Origin of the sequence: Pantoea sp. EA-12 (assembly GCF_030053355.1) — a bacterium.
Lineage (GTDB): Bacteria > Pseudomonadota > Gammaproteobacteria > Enterobacterales > Enterobacteriaceae > Pantoea > Pantoea vagans_C.
Map to the genome: position 1 here is coordinate 1 of NZ_JASGBY010000029.1, position 20,484 is coordinate 20,484.

Below are 20,484 nucleotides of genomic sequence, written 5' to 3' on the forward strand. Positions count from 1 at the left end.
TCCATAGCTCAGCTGGATAGAGTACTCGGCTACGAACCGAGCGGTCGGAGGTTCGAATCCTCCTGGATGCACCATTCTTCGTATCATTCCCAGGTTGATTGCAGTAATTCCATCGTAAGAAAATATCTCAATGCATCCATAGCTCAGCTGGATAGAGTACTCGGCTACGAACCGAGCGGTCGGAGGTTCGAATCCTCCTGGATGCACCATATTCTCAAATGTGGAAACTGCCTCAGTGTGTCAGACGTGATTGACGTTCAGACCGCACTAAAGAGGATAACGTTGCTTCAGCAACGGCCCGAAGGGCGAGGCGAAAGCCGAGTCATCCTCCTGGATGCACCATATTCTCTGCAAAATATTCAACGCCTGCTTTCTGAATTCTTCTCCGTAATCTACAGCACCAACAAAAATCCTTGATTTAACCGCCATTTATCCCCGGCATCGCATCCTGACCTTTTTCCGAAAACAAAAAATGCTAATGCTTTCAAAGCATTTGCTGTTAAGCACACCTGGCGACAACCTAAGCGCATTACGCTAAAGTAATGGCTCATTTAGTGGTACTCGATGGAGTGACAATGTACGACCAATATGACGCCCTGATTTTCGATATGGACGGCACGATTCTGGACACTGAGCCGACACATCGAAAAGCCTGGCAGCAGGTGCTGAGCCGCTATGGATTCACCATGGATGAAGCAAAAATGGTGGCATTCAATGGCGCACCGACCTGGCAACTGGCTCAGTACATTCTTGAGCACAACAATGCCACGCGGGACCCTCATCTGCTGGCCGCGGAGAAAACGGTGGCGTTGAAGGCGATGTTACTCGATGACGTGCGTCCTTTACCGCTCATGGAGGTGGTGAAAGCCTATCATGGCCGTCGTCCTATGGCGGTGGGCACCGGCAGCGAACACAGCCTGGCGAAAGCGCTGCTTGAAGCATTAGGCGTTTACCATCTGTTTGATGCTGTGGTAGGCGCTGATGATGTTCAACGCCATAAACCGCAACCCGATACCTTTTTACGCTGCGCCGAATTAATGGGCGTAGCGCCTGAACGTTGTGTGGTGTTTGAAGATGCTGACTTTGGCGTTCAGGCGGCACAAGCCGCGGGCATGGATGTGGTTGATGTCCGCTTACTGTGAATGAGTTTCTGACTTATGGATCGTTATTCGGCAGTAGCTTTCTAAGCGCGACCCTGCTTCCGGGAAGCTCAGAGGCGGTGCTGGTTGCTTTGCTGATCGCCCAAAAGGGGTCGGTCTACGGATTGTTATTGGCTGCATCAGTGGGAAACACCCTGGGTGGCCTGACCAACATTCTTCTTGGTCGCCTTATGCCGCCAAAAGGGCAAGGGCGATGGCACGACACAGCAATGACGTGGTTACATCGATTGGGACCTGCAGCGCTACTTTTTAGCTGGCTGCCGGTAGTGGGCGACCTGCTTTGCGTGTTAGCAGGGTGGTTGCGCTTTGCCTGGCTACCAGCGGTGCTGTTCCTCGCCATTGGTAAAACGCTGCGTTATATCGTTATCGCGACTGCCACATTACAAACAATGCAATGGTGGCATTGATTCGCACAGATTCGAGGCTACGGTTAACATTATGCTGAACAAAAATAAATTATTCGCACAGCGGGAGGTTAATGTGATCCCGGACGTATCTAAAGCGCTGTCCTGGTTGGAAGCGCATCCCGACGCGTTGAAGGGTATCGGCCGTGGCATTGAACGCGAAACATTGCGCGTCAATCCGAATGGTCACCTGGCAACCACCGGACATCCTGAATCGCTCGGTTCAGCGCTTAAGCATGATTGGATCACCACCGATTTTGCTGAAACGCTGTTGGAATTCATCACGCCTGTCGATCAGAGCATTGATCGATCGCTGGCTTTCCTGCGTGACATCCACCGCCATGTGGCGCGTGAGTTGGGGCAGGAGCGGATGTGGCCGTTCAGTATGCCGGGCTACGTCGAAGATGTGGAGAGTATTGAGCTGGCTCAATACGGCAGCTCCAACATCGGCAAAATGAAAACCCTGTATCGTCAGGGCCTGAAAAATCGCTATAGCGCGCTGATGCAGATTATTTCTGGCGTGCATTACAACTTCTCGCTGCCGTTGTCATTCTGGCAAGAGTGGGCGGATGTCAAAGATGCCGAGAGTGGCAAAGAGACGATCTCTGCCGGCTATCTGCGTTTGATCCGCAACTACTATCGTTTTGGCTGGGTGATCCCATATCTGTTTGGTGCATCACCGGCGATCTGCTCTTCCTTCCTGCAGGGACGTGAAAGCAAATTGCCGTTTGAAACCGACGGTAAAGGTACGCTATGGCTGCCGTATGCCACCTCGCTGCGTTTGAGCGATCTGGGGTATACCAACAAATCGCAAAGCGGTTTGGGTATCACCTTTAACTCCCTCGACGGTTATGTTGCTGCGCTGAAAGCAGCGATCAAAACGCCGTCGGAAGAGTATGCCGCCATGGGCACTAAAGACGCGGATGGCAACTGGCTACAGTTGAATACCAACGTGTTGCAGATTGAAAACGAGCTGTATGCACCGATTCGTCCTAAACGTGTCACCCGTTCTGGCGAAGCGCCTTCTGATGCACTGCTGCGCGGCGGGATCGAATATATCGAAGTGCGTTCGTTAGATATCAATCCGTTCTCCGCGATTGGTGTCGACGCCAACCAGGCGCGTTTCCTTGATCTGTTCTTGATTTGGTGTACGTTGGCGGATGCGCCGGAGATGAGCTCCGACGAATTGCTGTGTAGCCGTAAGAACTGGAATCGCGTGGTGATGGAAGGGCGTAAGCCTGGCCAGGTGATTGGTGTTGGTTGTAGCGACACAGAACATCCGTTGGTGGACGTGGGCAAAGCGCTGTTTGCTGACCTGAGTCGTGTGGCGGAAGTGCTCGACAGCAATCACGGCAGCACGCAATATCAACAGGTTTGCGATCAACTGGTAGCATCGTTTGATGATCCTGAGCTAACCTATTCGGCGCGTATTCTTCATGCGATCAAAGAAAATGGTTTAACCGGAGCAGGTGTGGCGTTAGCTGAGCAGTACCGTCATCTGCTGTGTGAAGAGCCATTAGAGATTTTGACGGAAGATGACTTTAGTCGTCAGGCGTTGGAGTCGGTGCAGTCGCAGAAGAAATTAGAACAGAGTGATACGCTGGATTTCGAGAGCTATCTGGCGGGTCGCGAAGGCTAAAAAAGAAAATGGCCACATCACTGTGGCCGAAATAAACATCTCTGTTGTCAGGGATGATGATAACAAATGCGCGTCTTTCATATATTCAGACGTTGGGCGAACGGAAAAGTTTCATCGTTTTAAAAAAATTCTCAAAACAGGAGGTGACGTATGCCACTACTGGATAGTTTTACTGTTGATCACACCATCATGGGCGCACCTGCCGTGCGCGTTGCAAAAACCATGAACACTCCGCATGGCGATACCATCACCGTCTTTGATCTGCGTTTCTGCCGTCCGAATATCGATATTCTGACTGAGCGCGGCATCCACACGCTGGAGCACCTGTTTGCAGGATTCATGCGTAACCACCTTAACGGTGACGGTGTGGAAATTGTGGATATTTCCCCGATGGGCTGCCGCACGGGCTTTTACATGAGCCTGATTGGTGAACCTGATGAGCAGCGCGTGGCCAAAGCCTGGAAAGGGGCGATGGAAGACGTTCTGAAGGTGAAAGAGCAGAGCCAGATTCCAGAATTGAACGAATATCAGTGTGGTAGCTACAAGCTGCACTCACTGGATGAAGCGCAACAGATTGCACGTAACGTGTTGGCGCATGACATTGGCGTGAACCGCAATGAAGATCTGAAGCTGCCAGCCGAGAAGCTGAAAGAGCTGCACATCTAGTTGTTGCCTGATACTGATAAAAACGCCGCGATGATCGCGGCGTTTTTTTTGGTTTCAGGAACCAATGGACGATTTTAACGGATGGTGTGGGGTAATGCGTACTTGCTTCACCATGTTGTCCTGCACATCGAGAATATCAACGTCGTATTTGTCGATTTTGACGCGAGTCGCCACCTGCGGAATCTCTTCCAGCGCTTCCAGTAACATGCCGTTAATGGTGCGCGCCTCATCTTCAGGGAGCGTCCAGTTGAAGGCTTTATTGATTTCACGCACGTTGGCGCTGCCTTCAATCAGTACGGAACCGTCATTCTGCGGCATCACTTCTTCTGCCAGGGATGGGGACATTGAGGTGGTGAAGTCGCCGACAATCTCTTCCAGAATATCTTCGATAGTCACCAGACCTTTGATGTCACCATACTCATCCACCACTAAACCGACTTTCTTCTTATTGCGCTGGAATTTGACCAACTGCACATTGAGCGGCGTTCCTTCTGGCACATAGTAGATTTCATCGGCGGCGCGCAGCAGACGGTCTTTATTAAACTCTTTCTTCTCGGTCATCATGCGCCAGGCTTCACGCACGCGCAGCATGCCAACACAGTCGTCCAGCGAATCGCGGAACAGCACGATACGACCGTGTGGCGAGTTGCTGAGCTGACGAACAATCGATTTCCAGTCGTCATTGACGTTGATACCGACGATCTCATTGCGCGGCACCATGATGTCGTCAACGCTGACTTTTTCCAGATCCAGCACGGAGAGCAGCATGTCCTGGTTACGGCGCGACATCAGCGAACGTGACTCGTACACAATGGTGCGCAGCTCTTCTTTACTCAGCGCCGAGCTGATAGAACCTTCCGTTTTAATCCCGACCATACGCATCAGAATGCGGGTGATGGTGTTGAGCAGCCACACCAATGGCAACATCACATATTGCAACGGCGCCAGCAGCACACTGCTGGGGTAGGCCACTTTTTCCGGATACAGGGCGGCGATGGTTTTCGGCAAGACTTCGGCAAATACCAGCACCACAAAAGTCAGAATACCGGTGGCAATCGCCACGCCCGCATCGCCATACAGACGCATCCCGACAATAGTCCCTAATGCGGAAGCGAGAATGTTAACGAGGTTATTGCCAATCAGCACCAGACTTATCAGGCGGTCTGGACGACGCAAAAGCTTTTCAACGCGACGTGCTGCACGGTTTCCGCTTTTGGCTTTGTGACGCAGTTTGTAACGGTTGAGCGTCATCATGCCGGTCTCTGAACCGGAGAAATACGCAGAGACCAGCACCATGATGACCAGCGTAATGATCAGCGTGGTGGTTGAAACATGTTCCAACGCAAAAATTCCTTTAGTGAGAAGTGAGCAGATGCTGCAGCACGCGGCTGCCGAAGTAGGCCATGGTCAGCAGCAGCGCACCGCCGCAGTTGAACCAGACGACACGGCGTCCGCGCCAGCCTTCGTGATAGTGTCCCCAGAGCAGAACGATATAGACAAACCAGGCAATGATAGAAAGGACAGCCTTGTCGACATTTTCCGCGCTAAACAGGTTGTGCATAAAGAATAAACCGGTGCACAGAACCAGCGTCAGCAACACCACACCGATTTGCGTGATGTGGAACATCTTACGCTCAATGCTCAGCAGCGGCGGCATATCCTGAGTGAAAGCCAGTTTCTTATTTTTTAATTGATAGTCGATCCACGCCAGCTGCAGCGCATACAGTGCAGCAATAATCAGCGTGGCATAGGCAAACAGCGACAGACCGATATGAATCATCATGCCTGGCGTGGTTTCCAGATGGGTAATAAAGGCATTCGGTACAAAGGTGGCGAAAGCCAGATTGATCAGCGCAAAGCCGTAAACAATCGGCAGCAGCAGCCAGCCGCGGTTACGTGACGCCACGATGGTCATAATGGCGCATATCAGCAGACTGACCAGTGAACCAATATTCAGCAGACTGAGATTTTGTCCGTTATCGACGGCAAAAATACGTTGTTGCAGCGCCACAGCATGGGCAATCAATGCCACGCAGGCTGAAAGCACGGCAAAACGCCGCCAGCCACCGTTGCGTTTCAGCAGGCTGGGAATGATCAATGCAAGGCTGAGGGAGTAGGCGAACAGCGCCACAATCGCGAAAACGAACATAGATCCTTTCAGGTATCGGTCAGATAAGGAAAAAACCAGTATAGCGCCAGCCGCATCAGGCTCCAAACGATCTCAAGGTCAATTGCAGAGATCGCTGTAGCTTCGTGCTATAATCCGCCGCATTGTGCCGCCCAGGCGGCCTCGCTACGGTCCTAAGTGAGAGAGCATGTTTGATAATTTAACCGATCGTTTGTCGCAATCCCTGCGCAACATCAGCGGCCGCGGAAGGCTGACCGAAGACAACATTAAAGACACCCTGCGCGAAGTGCGCATGGCATTGCTGGAAGCTGACGTTGCATTGCCGGTGGTGCGTGAGTTCATCAACCGCGTCAAAGAAGCCGCGGTCGGGCAGGATGTCAACAAAAGCCTGACACCGGGTCAGGAGTTCATCAAAATTGTGCGCAACGAGTTGGTTGCGGCAATGGGTGCCGAAAATAATGCGCTGAACCTGAATGCTCAGCCGCCAGCCGTGGTGCTGATGGCCGGTCTGCAAGGTGCGGGTAAAACCACTAGCGTAGCGAAGTTAGGTAAATTCCTGCGCGAGAAGCACAAGAAGAAAGTGCTGGTTGTCTCTGCTGACGTGTATCGCCCTGCGGCGATCAAACAGCTGGAAACCCTGGCGGAACAAGTCGGTGTCGATTTCTGTCCTTCTGACCTGAGTCAGAAACCGGTCGATATCGTGCAGAACGCGCTGAAAGAAGCCAAATTGAAATTCTACGATGTGCTGCTGGTGGATACCGCCGGCCGTTTGCACGTCGATGAAGCCATGATGGATGAAATCAAACAGGTGCACGCCGCGATCAACCCGGTGGAAACCCTGTTTGTGGTCGATGCCATGACCGGCCAGGATGCCGCGAACACGGCGAAGGCCTTCAACGAAGCGCTGCCATTAACCGGTGTGATTCTGACCAAAGTGGATGGTGATGCCCGCGGTGGTGCGGCACTGTCGATTCGTCACATTACCGGCAAGCCGATTAAATTCATGGGTATGGGTGAGAAGACCGAAGCTCTGGAAGCGTTTTATCCAGATCGTATCGCCTCACGCATCCTGGGTATGGGCGACGTGCTGTCGCTGATCGAAGATATCGAAAGCAAAGTTGACCGTGAGCAAGCGGAAAAACTGGCGAAGAAACTGAAGACCGGCGACGGATTCGATCTCAACGATTTCCTTGAGCAGTTGAAGCAGATGCGCAACATGGGCGGCATGGCAAGCCTGATGGGTAAACTGCCGGGCATGGGCCAGTTGCCAGACAACGTGAAGTCGCAGATGGATGACAAAGTGCTGGTGCGTATGGAGGCCATCATCAATTCGATGACCACCAAAGAGCGACAGAAGCCTGAAATCATCAAAGGCTCACGCAAGCGCCGTATCGCGACCGGTTCTGGCATGCAGGTGCAGGACGTCAACCGTTTACTGAAACAGTTCGACGACATGCAGCGCATGATGAAGAAAATGAAGAAGGGTGGTATGGCCAAAATGATGCGTGGCATGAAAGGCATGATGCCGCCTGGATTCCCCGGCCGCTAAGGCGACCGGCTAACAGCCAGATAATTGATACTCTCAGGTTGCTTTTTTCGCCAAAATGAGTAAAATTTTCGGGCTTTTTATATTGCGCTCGGGTTCCATCCCTCGATGGAGCCCGAGCGCTTTATTAACTAATGAGGATGTTATGGTTACAATTCGTTTGGCACGTCACGGCGCGAAAAAGCGTCCGTTCTATCAGGTCGTCGTTACTGACAGCCGCAATGCGCGTAATGGTCGTTTCATCGAGCGCGTAGGTTTCTTCAACCCGATCGCTTCTGGTCAGGCTGAAGGTCTGCGTCTGGATCTGGACCGTATTGAGCACTGGGTTGGCCAGGGCGCAACGCTTTCTGATCGCGTTAACGCGCTGATCAAAGAAGCAAAGAAAGCAGCTTAATCTGTCACGGTGGTGAGCATGAGCATTAAACCTGCCGCACAGCTTCCCGTTAACCCAATTGTATTGGGTAAAATGGGCGCCGCTTACGGGATTCGGGGTTGGCTCAAAGTGTTTTCCTCCACTGAAGACGCTGAAAGTATCTTCGACTACCAACCCTGGTTTATTCAGCGCGCCGGTAAATGGCAGCATGTTGAACTGGAAGGTTGGAAGCACCACAATCAGGACCTGATCATCAAAGTCAAAGGCATTGACGATCGGGACGCTGCGGCCCAGTTAACCAATTGCGAAATTCAGGTTGACTCCACGCAGCTGCCAGCGCTGGAAGCAGGTGATTACTACTGGAAAGACCTTATGGGTTGCAAAGTAGTGAACCTCGACGGCTACGAGATGGGAAAAGTCATTGATATGATGGAAACCGGCTCGAACGACGTGCTCGTCGTTAAGGCAAACCTGAAAGATGCATTCGGTGCACAAGAGCGGTTAATTCCGTTTCTTGATGAACAGGTTATCAAGAAAGTCGATCTCTCTACTGGCACTATTGAAGTAGATTGGGATCCTGGTTTTTGATCTCCGGACAATCCGGTAACGTAACGGCGAACGCGATGTGGATTGGTGTTATTAGCCTGTTTCCAGAGATGTTTCGCGCTATTACCGAGTACGGGGTAACTGGCCGGGCAGTAAAAAATGGCCTGCTCAACATTGAAAGCTGGAGTCCTCGTGACTTCACGCATGACCGGCACCGTACCGTGGACGATCGTCCTTACGGCGGCGGACCGGGGATGTTGATGATGGTGCAACCCTTACGGGATGCTATCCACGCAGCGAAAGCAGCGGCGGGAGATGGCGCTAAGGTGATTTATCTTTCACCTCAGGGTCGCAAACTTGACCAACAAGGCGTTTGCGAACTGGCGACCAATCAGAAGTTGATTCTGGTATGCGGTCGCTATGAAGGGATTGATGAGCGCGTGATTCACACTGAGATTGATGAAGAATGGTCAATCGGTGATTACGTTCTCAGCGGTGGTGAGCTACCCGCAATGACGTTGATTGACTCGGTCGCCCGGTTTATACCCGGCGTATTGGGGAAACAAGCGTCAGCCGATGAGGATTCGTTCTCGGATGGTTTGCTGGATTGCCCACACTATACCCGACCTGAAGTGTTAGAAGGCATGGAGGTTCCGCCAGTATTACTGTCGGGCAATCACGCTGATATTCGCCGTTGGCGCCTGAAACAGTCGCTAGGTCGTACCTGGCTAAGAAGACCTGAACTTCTGGAAAACCTGGCTCTGACTGAAGAGCAAGCACGGTTGCTAAATGAGTTCCAACGGGAACATCAGCAGCAACAAAACGATCAGGTGGAAGAGTAATCTTCCCTGACTATCAGTTTACCCAGGATATAGAGATTTAATTATGAGCAACATTATCAAGCAACTTGAACAAGAGCAGATGAAGCAGGACGTACCTTCATTCCGTCCGGGTGATTCCGTGGAAGTGAAAGTATGGGTCGTTGAAGGTTCTAAGAAGCGTCTGCAGGCATTCGAGGGCGTGGTTATCGCTATTCGTAACCGCGGTCTGCATTCTGCATTCACTGTTCGTAAGATTTCAAACGGCGAAGGCGTTGAGCGTGTCTTCCAGACTCACTCTCCGGTAATTGACAGCATTACTGTCAAACGTCGTGGTGCTGTGCGTAAAGCCAAACTGTACTACCTGCGTGAGCGCACCGGTAAGTCAGCTCGTATCAAAGAGCGTCTTGGCGCGTAAGCGACATCTCAAAGTTAATAGCAAACAAGGGGTTGGCCTACGGGCCAGCCCCTTTTTTTATGGGTGTTTCAGGTGATAAATCGCCGAATTCACTGGGCCACTGTCGAGCACAATTAAACCATAGCGGTAATCGATAAACTCGAATCCACTGCGCAAGGCAACCGCTCGGCTGGCGTGGTTCTCTTCTGCCGCGACAATTTCCAGCAACGGAATATCCAGATGCTGGAAGCCAAAGTCGACTAACAGTGCAACGGCTCGCGTCGCGACACCTAGCCGTTGTGCATCACTCCGCACCCAATAGCCAATGGCGTTGAAATCCCCGGGTTGCTGTGCGAAACGAATACCCGCACCGCCAAGCAGACGGCCCTCACTATCAACGATGGCAAACTCCTCCGCTTCGCCTTTATCACGCTGCATGTGGGTGAAATTGATCCAACTTATGGCTTCTTCTGCACGATAATCTTCATGTGCCCACGCCATCCACGGCTTCAGGCTGTTCAGCGATTGATTAACGGCCTCGGTAAAGGCATCGGCATCCTGCAAGACAAAGGGGCGTAACGCAACGTTGGAAGTGGCCACTGAATGATCCCTAAAAAGTTAACCAAATACAGAATGTTAGTGGATCTGTCCGCATAAGGCATTTCTTTTCAAATCATCAAGTGTAAACAAAATGGTACGTTTAGGTGGGTGTGTTATTTTGGTGGCTTGTGGTTAAGCGATTGTTTTATATAAATTTTATTATTGGTTTATGCACGATGGAATTTGAATGGTAATAAATCTGTACACTCATGGATTGCAACCTATACATATTGTGGTAAAGTAAGCGCCATCCTCAGTGAGGATCCAAAAACCGCATAGACGAGTAAAAAGGATCGCTATCATGCAGAAAGACGCGCTGAACAATGTGCATATCGCCGACGAACAAATTTTAATTACCCCGCAAGAGCTGAAAGCGAAGTTCCCGCTCACTGCGGCGCAGGAAGCGCAAATTGCCGCTTCTCGCCAGACCATTGCCGATATTATTGCCGGACGCGATCCGCGTTTGCTGGTGGTCTGTGGCCCTTGTTCGATTCACGATACCGAAGCAGCACTCGAGTATGCTCGTCAGCTACAAACTCTTTCTGCACAGTTGAAGGATCAGCTGTACATCGTTATGCGCGTTTATTTTGAAAAACCTCGTACCACCGTCGGCTGGAAGGGGTTAATCAACGATCCTTACATGAACAACTCGTTTGATATGGAAGCCGGGCTGCACATTGCGCGTCAGCTGCTGGTCAACCTGGTGGAAATGGGCCTGCCGCTGGCAACGGAAGCGCTGGATCCTAACAGCCCACAATATCTCGGCGATCTGTTTAGCTGGTCAGCTATTGGTGCGCGTACCACGGAATCTCAGACACACCGTGAGATGGCTTCTGGCCTCTCAATGCCAGTCGGATTCAAAAACGGCACAGATGGCAGTCTGGGTACCGCGATTAACGCGATGCGTGCTGCTGCGATGCCACACCGCTTCGTGGGCATCAACCAAGCGGGTCAGGTTTGCCTGCTGCAAACCCAGGGTAACCCGGATGGTCACGTGATTCTGCGCGGCGGTAAAGCGCCAAACTACGGTCCAGAAGATGTTGCGCAGTGTGAAAAAGAGATGCTGAAAGCGGGACTGCGCCCAGCCTTAATGATAGATTGCAGCCATGGTAATTCTAACAAAGACTATCGTCGTCAGCCTGGCGTAGCCGAATCGGCTATCGCGCAGATTAAAGATGGAAACCGCTCCATCATTGGCCTGATGCTGGAAAGCAACATTCACGAAGGCAACCAGTCTTCTGAACAGCCACGTAGCGAAATGAAATACGGTGTTTCTGTCACTGATGCCTGTATCAACTGGGAAACCACGGAAACCTTGCTGCGTGAAATCCATCAGGATCTGCAGGGAGTGCTGTCGGCGCGTCTGTCACACGAGGTGTAATGAGTCATGGTGGCTGAACTGACCGCGCTACGCGATCAAATTGATGAAGTAGATAAAGCTTTGCTGGGGCTCCTGGCTAAACGCCTTGAGCTGGTAGCCGAGGTAGGGGAAGTCAAAAGCCGTTACGGCTTGCCGATTTACGTGCCAGAACGTGAAGCCAGCATGTTGGCTTCACGCCGTCAGGAAGCGGAAGCGCTGGGCGTGTCTCCCGATCTGATCGAAGATGTCTTGCGTCGTTTGATGCGTGAATCCTACGCGCACGAAAATGACAAAGGCTTTAAAACGCTGTGCCCGACGTTGCGTCCAGTGGTTATTGTGGGTGGCCGTGGCCAGATGGGGCGTCTGTTTGAAAAGATGCTCACGCTGTCTGGTTATCAAGTACGCATCCTCGATAAAGGCGACTGGGATCGCTCCGAGGAGTTGCTCAAAGATGCGGGCATGGTGATGATCAGTGTGCCGATCCACCTGACAGAACAGATTATCGCTGAGCTGCCGAAACTGCCGGAAGACTGCATTTTGGTCGATCTGGCATCGGTGAAGAACCGTCCGCTACAGGCGATGCTGGCTGCACATGCTGGGCCTGTACTGGGTCTGCACCCGATGTTTGGACCAGATAGCGGCAGCCTTGCGAAGCAGGTAGTGGTCTGGTGTGATGGTCGTCAGCCGGAAGCTTACCAATGGTTCCTTGAGCAGATTCAGGTGTGGGGCGCGCGTTTGCATCGTATCAGCGCGGTTGAACACGATCAGAACATGGCCTTTATTCAGGCATTGCGCCACTTTGCCACTTTCGCCTATGGCCTGCATCTGGCGGAAGAGAATGTGAATCTGGATCAGCTGTTGGCATTGTCGTCGCCTATTTACCGTCTTGAACTGGCGATGGTAGGGCGTCTGTTTGCGCAGGATCCACAGCTGTACGCAGACATTATTATGTCATCGGAGAGCAATCTGGCGTTGATTAAACGCTACTACCAACGCTTTGGTGATGCGATTACCTTGCTGGAGCAGGGCGATAAGCAGGCATTTATCCAAAGCTTTGAGCGAGTTGCGCATTGGTTTGGTGATTACGCCCAACGTTTCCTGGTCGAGAGCCGCAGTATGCTGCGCTCGGCAAATGACAGCCGGCAATAAAAGAAAAGGCATCCGCAAGGATGCCTTTTTACTTTTACAGGCGTGGTTCCACAGGCACAACATTTTCACCTGGATAGCAGCCCAACACTTTCAGTGAAAGGGTCATATCACGCAATTCCTTCAGGGCGAGCTGCATACTTTCTGATTGCAGATTGCCCTGCACATCAATGTAAAACATCTCTTCCCACGGATTGCCATTAATCGGACGGTTCTCCAGCTTACTCATAATCAGATTATGGTTACGCAGTACCAGCAATGCGTCGACCAACGCACCGGCCTGCTGACCCGTTGCCATGATCAATGTGGTTTTGGCTGGCACCTGGCTGGAGACTTCAATCGGCTTACGGGCCAGAACGATAAAGCGCGTGTGATTTTGCTGCTGATTTGCCAAATCACGTTCCAGCACCTGCAAGCCATACAATTCCCCGCCCGCTTCACTGCCCAAGGCTGCAACTTTCGGTGAGTTCATGGCTGCCACTTTTTCCATGGCGGCAGCGGTGCTTTCGGTGTACTCAATTTTCCACTGCGGGAAGCGATTAATGAACTGGCTACATTGCTGGAAGGGTTGTGGATGGCTATAAACCGTCTCAATTTGCTGCAGATCGGTATTGCCGTTGATCAACACACAGTGTTCGATGGGGATGGTCAGTTCACCCACGATGGAGAGTGAGGTTTGCTGCAGCAGGTCATAAACATCATTGATTGAACCTGAGCTGGTGTTCTCAATCGGCATCACTGCGTAATCGGCCTGGCCAATCTCGACCTGATGAATGATGTCATGGAATTTCAGACAACCCATTTCAACCATTGAATCAAAATGGCGCGCCGAGTACTTACGTGCAGCAAGGTGAGAGTAAGAACCTTTAGGGCCGAGGAAGGCGATACGTGGTGCGTGTGCATGTGGATGATTGAGATTCTTTTGCAGAAGCGCTTGTTGGGTGAGAACCGAATCTTCAATGACGAGTTGGAACAAACGTGTAATGTAGTGTGCATCCAGCTGATGTTTCTTGCCCAGTGTAATCAGCGTTTCCAGCAGTGCGCGCTCGCGTTCAACGTCACGAATGGGGCGATGTGTGGCCAGTTTGGCTTGGGCCACTTCAACCGCCAGCGAACGACGTTCAGCCAACAGCGTTAACAGCTTTTCATCAACGGCGCTGATTTTATCGCGTAATGCCAGCAGCGGATTTTCGGGGTTCATAGGGCTCACCTGTAAAATGTCCAATAAAAAAGCCTCCCGGTTGGGAGGCTTTGTTGTTCGTCTTCGCATTCATTTTCACATGACGAATCGCCTCCCAATCAGGGGAAGGTAAAAAAGAATGCGAAGAAGAACGGTAAATGTTTCATGTGTGTTTCCTGTAAGAAGTGAAGTGAGATTAACCGCAGTGCTCAAAAGCTGTCAATAAAAAACGCGCCCGTAGGCGCGTTACTGGAAAATGGGGGGGTTATCCCGCAGGGGTGAAATCTTTCATACTGCTGGTAGCACGACGTGCTTCGGGTTTATGTTGCGCTTTATTGAGCTGTCGTTCCAGCTTGGCAATCAGGTCATTGATAGCCGTATACATATCTTCGTGTTTCGCGCTGGCGACCAGCGTGCCGTTTGGCGTATTGATTGTGGCATCAGCCACAAATTCTTTTGGCTCTTTCGATAACACGATATGCGGGTTTATCAGGTCAGTTTGCCATTTTTCCAGCTTGGCGAGACGGTCTTCGACATGGTTGCGGATTGCCGCAGTGATATCCATTTGTTTGCTGGTAATGTTCAGAATCATAGTTAAACCTCTCTGTCATTTCCGTCTGGGTAGGTCCAGCATACCGCGGATATTAAGAAAATGTGTGATCTAGATCACATTAGGATGTCACTTTTTGTCAAGGCCAGTGAATTGTGAGAAAGGCTGAGAAAGTCGCGGAAAAAGCTTGAAGCACAAAGGTGAACGGGGCAAGATTGATGAGTTAACCGCAGCGGAAAATCAGTAAGTTGGCTGATTTTTCAGCAAAAAAAAGCAGCCATCACGGCTGCTTTTTTTATTGGCAGTAAATCAAGACTGGCTATTCGCCGCGATGATTTTTGCCACCTTATCGGCTTCTGCTGTCAACTGCAGCTGGCGATAAGCATTTTCCATCAATGGCAGTGCTTTATGTGTGGCTTCGGTGTCCGGGAAATCTTTCATCATCCCTTCAACACGGTTAACAACGGCGACATAGGCACCACGCTTGGTATAGAATTGCGCCACCGAGAGTTCATACTTCGCCAGACGCTCTTTCAGGTAGGCTAAACGTTTCTGCGCATCATCAGCATATTGGCTGTTAGGATAACTGCGCAGTAACTGAGAGAAGTCACGGAAAGCATCACGAGCGTGCGTCGGATCACGATCAGAACGATCGATACCGAAGAAGCCCTGCAATGCAGAATCATCCAACGCCATATCCGTCAGACCTTTCATATAGATGACGTAGTCGATGTTTGGATGTGTCGGATTGAGACGCATAAAGCGTGCGATAGCGGCTTGCGCCAGTGGCAGATCGGCATTTTTGTAATACGCGTAGATCAAATCCAGCTGTACTTGCTGCGAATAAGGACCAAATGGATAGCGGTTATCCAGTGCTTCCAGTTGCTTAATCGCCGCTTTAAAGTTACCGTCCTGCAGCTTTTGCTGGGCTGTGGCGTAAATTTCAGATGGTGGGCTGTCCGGGACCGGATCCGATGAGCCGGAACAACCCACCAGAGCCAGGCTCAGGCTCAATGTGGCAGCAGCCACCAGATGTTTCATACGCGTCATGACGAAATGATTATCCTCAAAGTGTTGTAGCGGAAGCTGTCCGTTAAGCTCCCGGTTATGACCTGGTACGATAGCACATTATATTAAACGGCATCGCCGTGAAAACCCAACGTTAACGAAGAAGCTGTATATGGCACAACAAGTTCAACTCACCGCAACGGTGTCCGAAGCACAGCTTGGACAACGCTTAGATCAGACTTTGGCGGAATTGTTCCCTGATTATTCACGTTCTCGCATAAAAGAGTGGATCCTCGAGCGTCGCGTCAGCGTCAACGGCACCATCATCGACAAACCGAAAGAGAAAGTTTTCGGCGGTGAGCAGGTGTCAATCGATGCTGAAATCGAAGAAGCACAACGCTGGGAAGCGCAAGATATTCCCCTGAATATCGTCTATGAAGATGACGATATCCTGGTTATCAACAAGCCGCGTGGCCTGGTGGTGCATCCGGGTGCCGGTAATCCAGATGGCACTGTGCTGAATGCGCTGCTCTATCATTACCCGCCCATCGCCGACGTTCCGCGTGCAGGCATTGTGCACCGTCTCGATAAAGACACCACGGGATTGATGGTGGTAGCGAAGACGGTTCCAGCACAAACACACTTAGTGGAAACACTGCAGCTGCGTGAAATCACGCGTGAGTATGAAGCGGTGGCGATTGGCACCATGACGGCCGGTGGTACAGTTAACGAGCCGATGGCACGTCACTCGACCAAGCGCACTCACATGGCTGTACATCCAATGGGGAAACCGGCTACGACGCACTACCGCATCATGGAACACTTCCGTGCGCACACGCGTTTGCGTCTGCGTCTGGAAACCGGGCGTACCCACCAGATTCGTGTGCATATGGCGCATATCAACCATCCTCTGGTTGGTGATCCGTTGTACGGCGGTCGTCCACGTCCACCGAAAGGCGCATCCGATGAATTCATCGCCGCACTGCGTGGGTTTGATCGCCAGGCCCTGCATGCCACGATGCTGCGTCTCTATCATCCCATAACCGGGATTGAAATGGAGTGGCATGCGCCATTGCCGCAGGATATGGTCGATCTGATCGACGCCCTTAAAGCGGATACTCACGAGTTCCGCGATCAAATGGACTGGCTGTGAGTCAGTGGATCATCCCGGACTGGCCTGCTCCGCAGCGTGTCCAGGCATGTTCTACCACGCGCCACGGCGGCGTCAGCGTGGCACCCTGGGATTCTTTGAATCTTGGGGGACACGTTGGCGATAACGAAATGCATGTGCTGCAAAATCGCCAACGCTTAACCGAGGGGGTGTTACCTGCCATGCCGCAGTGGCTTAACCAGGTTCACGGACACGCAGTGGCACGTCTACCCGCAGATGAAGCGTTGCCGAATGCTGATGCCGCCATTACGCGGGAATCGGGCGTCGTCTGTGCCGTGATGACGGCAGATTGCCTGCCTGTACTGTTTTGTAGCCATGATGGCAGTGAAGTAGCGGCCGCGCATGCGGGCTGGCGTGGGCTATGTAATGGTGTGCTTGAGCAGACTCTGGCGCAATTTCATTGTCCCGCCAGTGAGATTCACGCCTGGCTTGGTCCGGCAATCGGTCCTGATGCGTTTGAAGTGGGTCCAGAGGTCCGCACCGCTTTTATGGCCCATGATGCGCAAGCTGATGTGGCTTTTCGTCCGGTGGGTGATAAATATTATGCTGATATCTGGCAATTGGCTCGCCAGCGCTTACAGGCCGCAGGCGTGCGCTCCGTCAGTGGTTCGCAGCGTTGCACGTTCACTGAGTCTGCTGATTTTTTCTCCTTCCGACGTAACGGAATCACCGGGCGTATGGCAACTTTGATTTGGCTGAGATAACCTTACGCCGCAAGACGATCCAGTAGCGTATTTTTTACTCACAATGCAGGTCATTAACCTTGAAAATTTGAGGGATGACCTCATTTAATCTCCAGTAGCATTTTGACCTGTATTGGAGGAATCATGCGTCTGGATCGTCTTACTAACAAATTCCAGTTGGCCCTTGCCGATGCTCAGTCCCTTGCTCTGGGACACGACAATCAATTTATTGAACCCCTTCATTTGATGAGCGCTTTGCTCAATCAGGAAGGTGGATCGGTGCGTCCATTGCTCAGTGCAGCAGGGACCGACGTCGCTGGACTGCGCTCCAGCATCGAACAAGCCATTAACCGTCTGCCTCAGGTAGAAGGCACCGATGGCGACGTACAACCTTCAGCCGATTTAATTCGGGTGCTGAACCTGTGCGATAAGCTGGCGCAAAAGCGCGGCGACAACTTTATATCATCTGAATTATTTGTTCTGGCGGCCCTCGACTCTCGCGGTTCGCTGGCGGACATCCTTAAGTCTGCTGGTGCAACCTCTGAAAAACTCGCTAAGGCCATCGAGCAATTGCGGGGAGGAGAGAACGTGAACGATCAAGGAGCTGAAGATCAGCGCCAGGCTTTGAAAAAATACACCATTGATTTAACCGAGCGCGCCGAACTCGGCAAGTTAGATCCGGTGATTGGTCGTGATGAAGAGATTCGTCGCACCATTCAGGTGTTGCAACGTCGTACCAAGAATAACCCAGTATTAATTGGTGAACCGGGCGTAGGTAAAACCGCTATCGCCGAAGGTTTAGCACAACGCATTATCAATGGTGAAGTGCCGGAAGGGCTGAAAGGCCGTCGGGTGCTGGCACTGGATATGGGCGCGCTGGTGGCGGGTGCAAAATACCGCGGCGAATTTGAAGAGCGTCTGAAAGGTGTGCTGAGCGATTTAGCGAAACAGGAAGGTAACGTCATTCTGTTTATCGACGAATTGCATACCATGGTCGGCGCCGGTAAGGCGGATGGTGCCATGGATGCCGGTAATATGCTGAAACCCGCTCTGGCTCGCGGTGAGTTGCATTGCGTAGGTGCCACTACGTTAAACGAATATCGTCAGTTCATCGAAAAAGATGCTGCTCTGGAACGTCGCTTCCAGAAAGTTTTTGTGGCAGAGCCGAGTGTGGAAGACACCATCGCTATTCTGCGTGGTTTAAAAGAGCGCTATGAGCTTCACCACCATGTGCAGATCACCGATCCAGCGATTGTGGCAGCGGCAACCCTGTCGCATCGTTATATCGCTGATCGTCAGTTGCCGGATAAGGCCATTGACCTGATTGATGAGGCCGCATCCAGCATTCGTCTGCAGATGGATTCCAAGCCCGAGTCGCTTGACCGTCTCGATCGTCGCATCATCCAGTTAAAGCTGGAACAGCAGGCGCTGAAGAAAGAGTCGGATGATGCCAGCATCAAGCGTCTGGAGATGCTGGAAACCGAACTCGATCAGAAAGAGCGTGAGTACGCCGAGCTGGAAGAAGAGTGGAAAGCGGAAAAAGCCTCTTTAACCGGCACGCAAAACATTAAGGCGGAGTTGGAGCAAGCACGTTTGTCTCTGGAGCAAGCGCGACGTGTGGGCGACCTTGGTCAAATGTCTGAGCTGCAATACGGCAAAATTCCTGAACTGGAAAAACAGCTAGCCGCTGCGACCCAGTCAGAAGGCAAAACCATGAAGCTGTTACGCAACCGCGTGACGGATGTGGAAATTGCTGATGTGCTGGCGCGTTGGACGGGAATTCCAGTGGCGCGCATGATGGAAGGTGAGCGTGAAAAATTACTGCGTATGGAGCAGGAACTTCATGCCCGTGTGATTGGGCAAAATGAGGCGGTGGAAGCCGTATCCAATGCGATTCGCCGTAGCCGCGCAGGTTTGTCCGATCCTAATCGTCCGATTGGTTCGTTCCTGTTCCTGGGGCCAACCGGTGTCGGTAAAACCGAACTGTGTAAAGCATTGGCCAATTTCCTGTTCGACAGCGACGACGCCATGGTGCGTATTGATATGTCGGAATTTATGGAGAAACACTCCGTCTCACGTTTAGTGGGGGCACCTCCGGGCTATGTGGGCTATGAAGAGGGGGGATATCTGACGGAAGCGGTACGTCGTCGCCCTTATTCCGTCATTTTGCTGGACGAAGTTGAGAAAGCGCACCCTGACGTGTTCAACATCCTGTTGCAGGTGTTGGATGATGGTCGCTTAACCGATGGTCAAGGCCGTACTGTTGATTTCCGCAATACGGTGGTGATCATGACGTCTAACCTTGGATCGGATTTGATTCAGGAGCGCTTCGGTTCACTGGATTATCCAGAAATGAAAGATATGGTGATGTCTGTGGTCGGGGCGCATTTCCGTCCAGAGTTCATTAACCGTATTGATGAGGTGGTGGTGTTCCATCCGCTGGGAGAAAAACACATTGCCTCAATCGCGCAGATTCAGCTCCAGCGTTTATATAAACGTCTGGAAGAGCGTGGCTACCAGCTACATATCACCGATGCCGCGCTGAAGCTGCTGGGCGAGAATGGTTACGATCCAGTGTACGGTGCGCGTCCATTGAAACGTGCGATTCAACAGCAGATTGAAAACCCGTTGGCGCAGAAGATTCTTTCTGGTGCTTTCGTTCCGGGCAAAACCATTGAAATGGATGTTGAAGACGATGCCATCGTCGCGCATCAGTAATTCGAACTGACCAAAACGGGCCTTCGGGCCCGTTTTTTTATGGCGCATCACAAGAAACAGGTCGGTTTTACATCGTTTGGGTTAAAAGTTGAGCTGTCGTGCAAAAACTTTAAATTAGCGCTTGTCAGTCCAAAAGAAATCCCTATACTGCGCCACCACTGAGACGGCAAAGCGGCAAAGCGGCAACGCAGACGGCTCAGCAGGGTGTGAAGTGATTCACCCCGCCAGATGAAAAACACTGAAAAAAGTGTTTGACTCTGAAGGAGGAAAGCGTAATATACGCCACCTCGCAACAGCAGCTTAAGGCGCTGATTGCACCGCTCTTTAACAATTTATCAGACAATCTGTGTGGGCACTCGCAGGATTGATATCAACGTCTCCGGACGTAAAA

Annotated in this window: 21 protein-coding genes, 1 tRNA gene and 1 other annotated feature; of the genes, 15 read left to right on the forward strand and 7 right to left on the reverse strand. The window is 51.6% G+C overall.

Annotated elements, in window-relative coordinates; all coding sequences use genetic code 11:
• Nucleotides 1-132: 132 nt before the first annotated feature.
• The 5 genes from QMZ30_RS25510 to luxS all read left to right on the forward strand — a co-directional run bounded on the left by QMZ30_RS25510 (nt 133) and on the right by luxS (nt 3,869).
• A tRNA-Arg gene (locus QMZ30_RS25510) sits at nt 133-209 on the forward strand.
• A gap of 366 nt (nt 210-575) precedes the next feature.
• The gene (yqaB, locus tag QMZ30_RS25515) at nt 576-1,142 is read left to right on the forward strand and encodes a fructose-1-phosphate/6-phosphogluconate phosphatase (RefSeq protein ID WP_283229355.1); all 567 of its coding nucleotides are present in this window, start codon (nt 576-578) and stop codon (nt 1,140-1,142) included.
• The gene (locus QMZ30_RS25520; protein WP_039330796.1) at nt 1,139-1,567 is read left to right on the forward strand and encodes a YqaA family protein; all 429 of its coding nucleotides are present in this window, start codon (nt 1,139-1,141) and stop codon (nt 1,565-1,567) included. Before yqaB ends, QMZ30_RS25520 begins: the two co-directional genes overlap by 4 nt.
• Before the next feature lie 31 nt (nt 1,568-1,598).
• The gene (gene gshA, locus QMZ30_RS25525; protein ID WP_283229356.1) at nt 1,599-3,203 is read left to right on the forward strand and encodes a glutamate--cysteine ligase; all 1,605 of its coding nucleotides are present in this window, start codon (nt 1,599-1,601) and stop codon (nt 3,201-3,203) included.
• A 150-nt stretch (nt 3,204-3,353) separates the two neighbouring features.
• A complete protein-coding gene (luxS, locus tag QMZ30_RS25530; RefSeq protein ID WP_039330800.1) occupies nt 3,354-3,869 on the forward strand; it encodes an S-ribosylhomocysteine lyase in 516 nt (171 codons plus the stop codon).
• Between the two features lie 54 nt (nt 3,870-3,923).
• On the opposite strand, the gene QMZ30_RS25535 is transcribed toward luxS, so the two are convergent.
• Both QMZ30_RS25535 and QMZ30_RS25540 read right to left on the reverse strand, forming a co-directional pair.
• Entirely contained in the window at nt 3,924-5,210 is a 1,287-nt protein-coding gene (locus QMZ30_RS25535; RefSeq protein WP_039330802.1) for an HlyC/CorC family transporter, read from the reverse strand.
• A 13-nt stretch (nt 5,211-5,223) separates the two neighbouring features.
• Entirely contained in the window at nt 5,224-6,018 is a 795-nt protein-coding gene (locus tag QMZ30_RS25540) for a cytochrome C assembly family protein (RefSeq protein ID WP_039330804.1), read from the reverse strand.
• Nucleotides 6,019-6,184: 166 nt separating this feature from the next.
• Here QMZ30_RS25540 and ffh point away from each other — a divergent pair, with 166 nt between their 5' ends.
• From ffh to rplS, 5 genes are all read left to right on the forward strand, one after another.
• On the forward strand, nt 6,185-7,546 hold the full coding sequence (gene ffh, locus QMZ30_RS25545) for a signal recognition particle protein (protein ID WP_039330806.1): 1,362 nt from the start codon (nt 6,185-6,187) through the stop codon (nt 7,544-7,546).
• Between the two features lie 142 nt (nt 7,547-7,688).
• Nucleotides 7,689-7,937, forward strand: coding sequence for a 30S ribosomal protein S16 (gene rpsP, locus QMZ30_RS25550; RefSeq protein ID WP_007893313.1), 249 nt, complete (start codon nt 7,689-7,691; stop codon nt 7,935-7,937).
• 18 nt (nt 7,938-7,955) lie between these two features.
• On the forward strand, nt 7,956-8,504 hold the full coding sequence (gene rimM, locus QMZ30_RS25555; protein ID WP_039330810.1) for a ribosome maturation factor RimM: 549 nt from the start codon (nt 7,956-7,958) through the stop codon (nt 8,502-8,504).
• 35 nt (nt 8,505-8,539) lie between these two features.
• Complete coding sequence (gene trmD / locus QMZ30_RS25560) at nt 8,540-9,304, forward strand: tRNA (guanosine(37)-N1)-methyltransferase TrmD (protein ID WP_283229362.1); 765 nt, start codon at nt 8,540-8,542, stop codon at nt 9,302-9,304.
• 43 nt (nt 9,305-9,347) lie between these two features.
• The gene (gene rplS / locus QMZ30_RS25565; protein WP_021507324.1) at nt 9,348-9,698 is read left to right on the forward strand and encodes a 50S ribosomal protein L19; all 351 of its coding nucleotides are present in this window, start codon (nt 9,348-9,350) and stop codon (nt 9,696-9,698) included.
• Between the two features lie 57 nt (nt 9,699-9,755).
• Here rplS and QMZ30_RS25570 read toward each other — a convergent pair whose 3' ends face one another.
• The gene (locus QMZ30_RS25570) at nt 9,756-10,277 is read right to left on the reverse strand and encodes a GNAT family N-acetyltransferase (protein WP_283229357.1); all 522 of its coding nucleotides are present in this window, start codon (nt 10,275-10,277) and stop codon (nt 9,756-9,758) included.
• Nucleotides 10,278-10,578: 301 nt separating this feature from the next.
• On the opposite strand from QMZ30_RS25570, the gene QMZ30_RS25575 reads away from it, so the two are divergent.
• Nucleotides 10,579-11,658, forward strand: coding sequence for a 3-deoxy-7-phosphoheptulonate synthase (locus QMZ30_RS25575; protein ID WP_039330814.1), 1,080 nt, complete (start codon nt 10,579-10,581; stop codon nt 11,656-11,658).
• Between the two features lie 6 nt (nt 11,659-11,664).
• Entirely contained in the window at nt 11,665-12,786 is a 1,122-nt protein-coding gene (gene tyrA, locus QMZ30_RS25580; protein ID WP_283229358.1) for a bifunctional chorismate mutase/prephenate dehydrogenase, read from the forward strand.
• A 34-nt stretch (nt 12,787-12,820) separates the two neighbouring features.
• On the opposite strand, the gene pheA is transcribed toward tyrA, so the two are convergent.
• The 4 genes from pheA to bamD form a co-directional block, all read right to left on the reverse strand.
• A complete protein-coding gene (pheA, locus tag QMZ30_RS25585) occupies nt 12,821-13,984 on the reverse strand; it encodes a bifunctional chorismate mutase/prephenate dehydratase (RefSeq protein WP_283229359.1) in 1,164 nt (387 codons plus the stop codon).
• A 22-nt stretch (nt 13,985-14,006) separates the two neighbouring features.
• Nucleotides 14,007-14,131, reverse strand: a sequence feature (Phe leader region).
• Entirely contained in the window at nt 14,083-14,130 is a 48-nt protein-coding gene (gene pheL / locus QMZ30_RS25590; RefSeq protein WP_100703679.1) for a pheA operon leader peptide PheL, read from the reverse strand. Its footprint overlaps the feature before it by 48 nt.
• Before the next feature lie 97 nt (nt 14,132-14,228).
• Nucleotides 14,229-14,555 carry a ribosome-associated translation inhibitor RaiA gene (gene raiA, locus QMZ30_RS25595; protein ID WP_039330820.1) on the reverse strand — a complete coding sequence of 109 codons (327 nt, stop codon included), beginning with the start codon at nt 14,553-14,555 and terminating at the stop codon, nt 14,229-14,231.
• A 267-nt stretch (nt 14,556-14,822) separates the two neighbouring features.
• Nucleotides 14,823-15,563: an outer membrane protein assembly factor BamD gene (gene bamD, locus QMZ30_RS25600; RefSeq protein ID WP_058973725.1), complete on the reverse strand. Its 741-nt coding sequence runs from the start codon at nt 15,561-15,563 to the stop codon at nt 14,823-14,825.
• 130 nt (nt 15,564-15,693) lie between these two features.
• On the opposite strand from bamD, the gene rluD reads away from it, so the two are divergent.
• From rluD to clpB, 3 genes are all read left to right on the forward strand, one after another.
• Nucleotides 15,694-16,674 carry a 23S rRNA pseudouridine(1911/1915/1917) synthase RluD gene (gene rluD / locus QMZ30_RS25605; RefSeq protein WP_058973724.1) on the forward strand — a complete coding sequence of 327 codons (981 nt, stop codon included), beginning with the start codon at nt 15,694-15,696 and terminating at the stop codon, nt 16,672-16,674.
• Nucleotides 16,671-17,396, forward strand: coding sequence for a purine nucleoside phosphorylase YfiH (yfiH, locus tag QMZ30_RS25610; protein WP_283229360.1), 726 nt, complete (start codon nt 16,671-16,673; stop codon nt 17,394-17,396). The genes rluD and yfiH overlap by 4 nt, the downstream gene beginning before the upstream one ends.
• 123 nt (nt 17,397-17,519) lie before the next feature.
• Nucleotides 17,520-20,093 carry an ATP-dependent chaperone ClpB gene (clpB, locus tag QMZ30_RS25615; RefSeq protein WP_283229361.1) on the forward strand — a complete coding sequence of 858 codons (2,574 nt, stop codon included), beginning with the start codon at nt 17,520-17,522 and terminating at the stop codon, nt 20,091-20,093.
• Nucleotides 20,094-20,484: the final 391 nt, after the last annotated feature.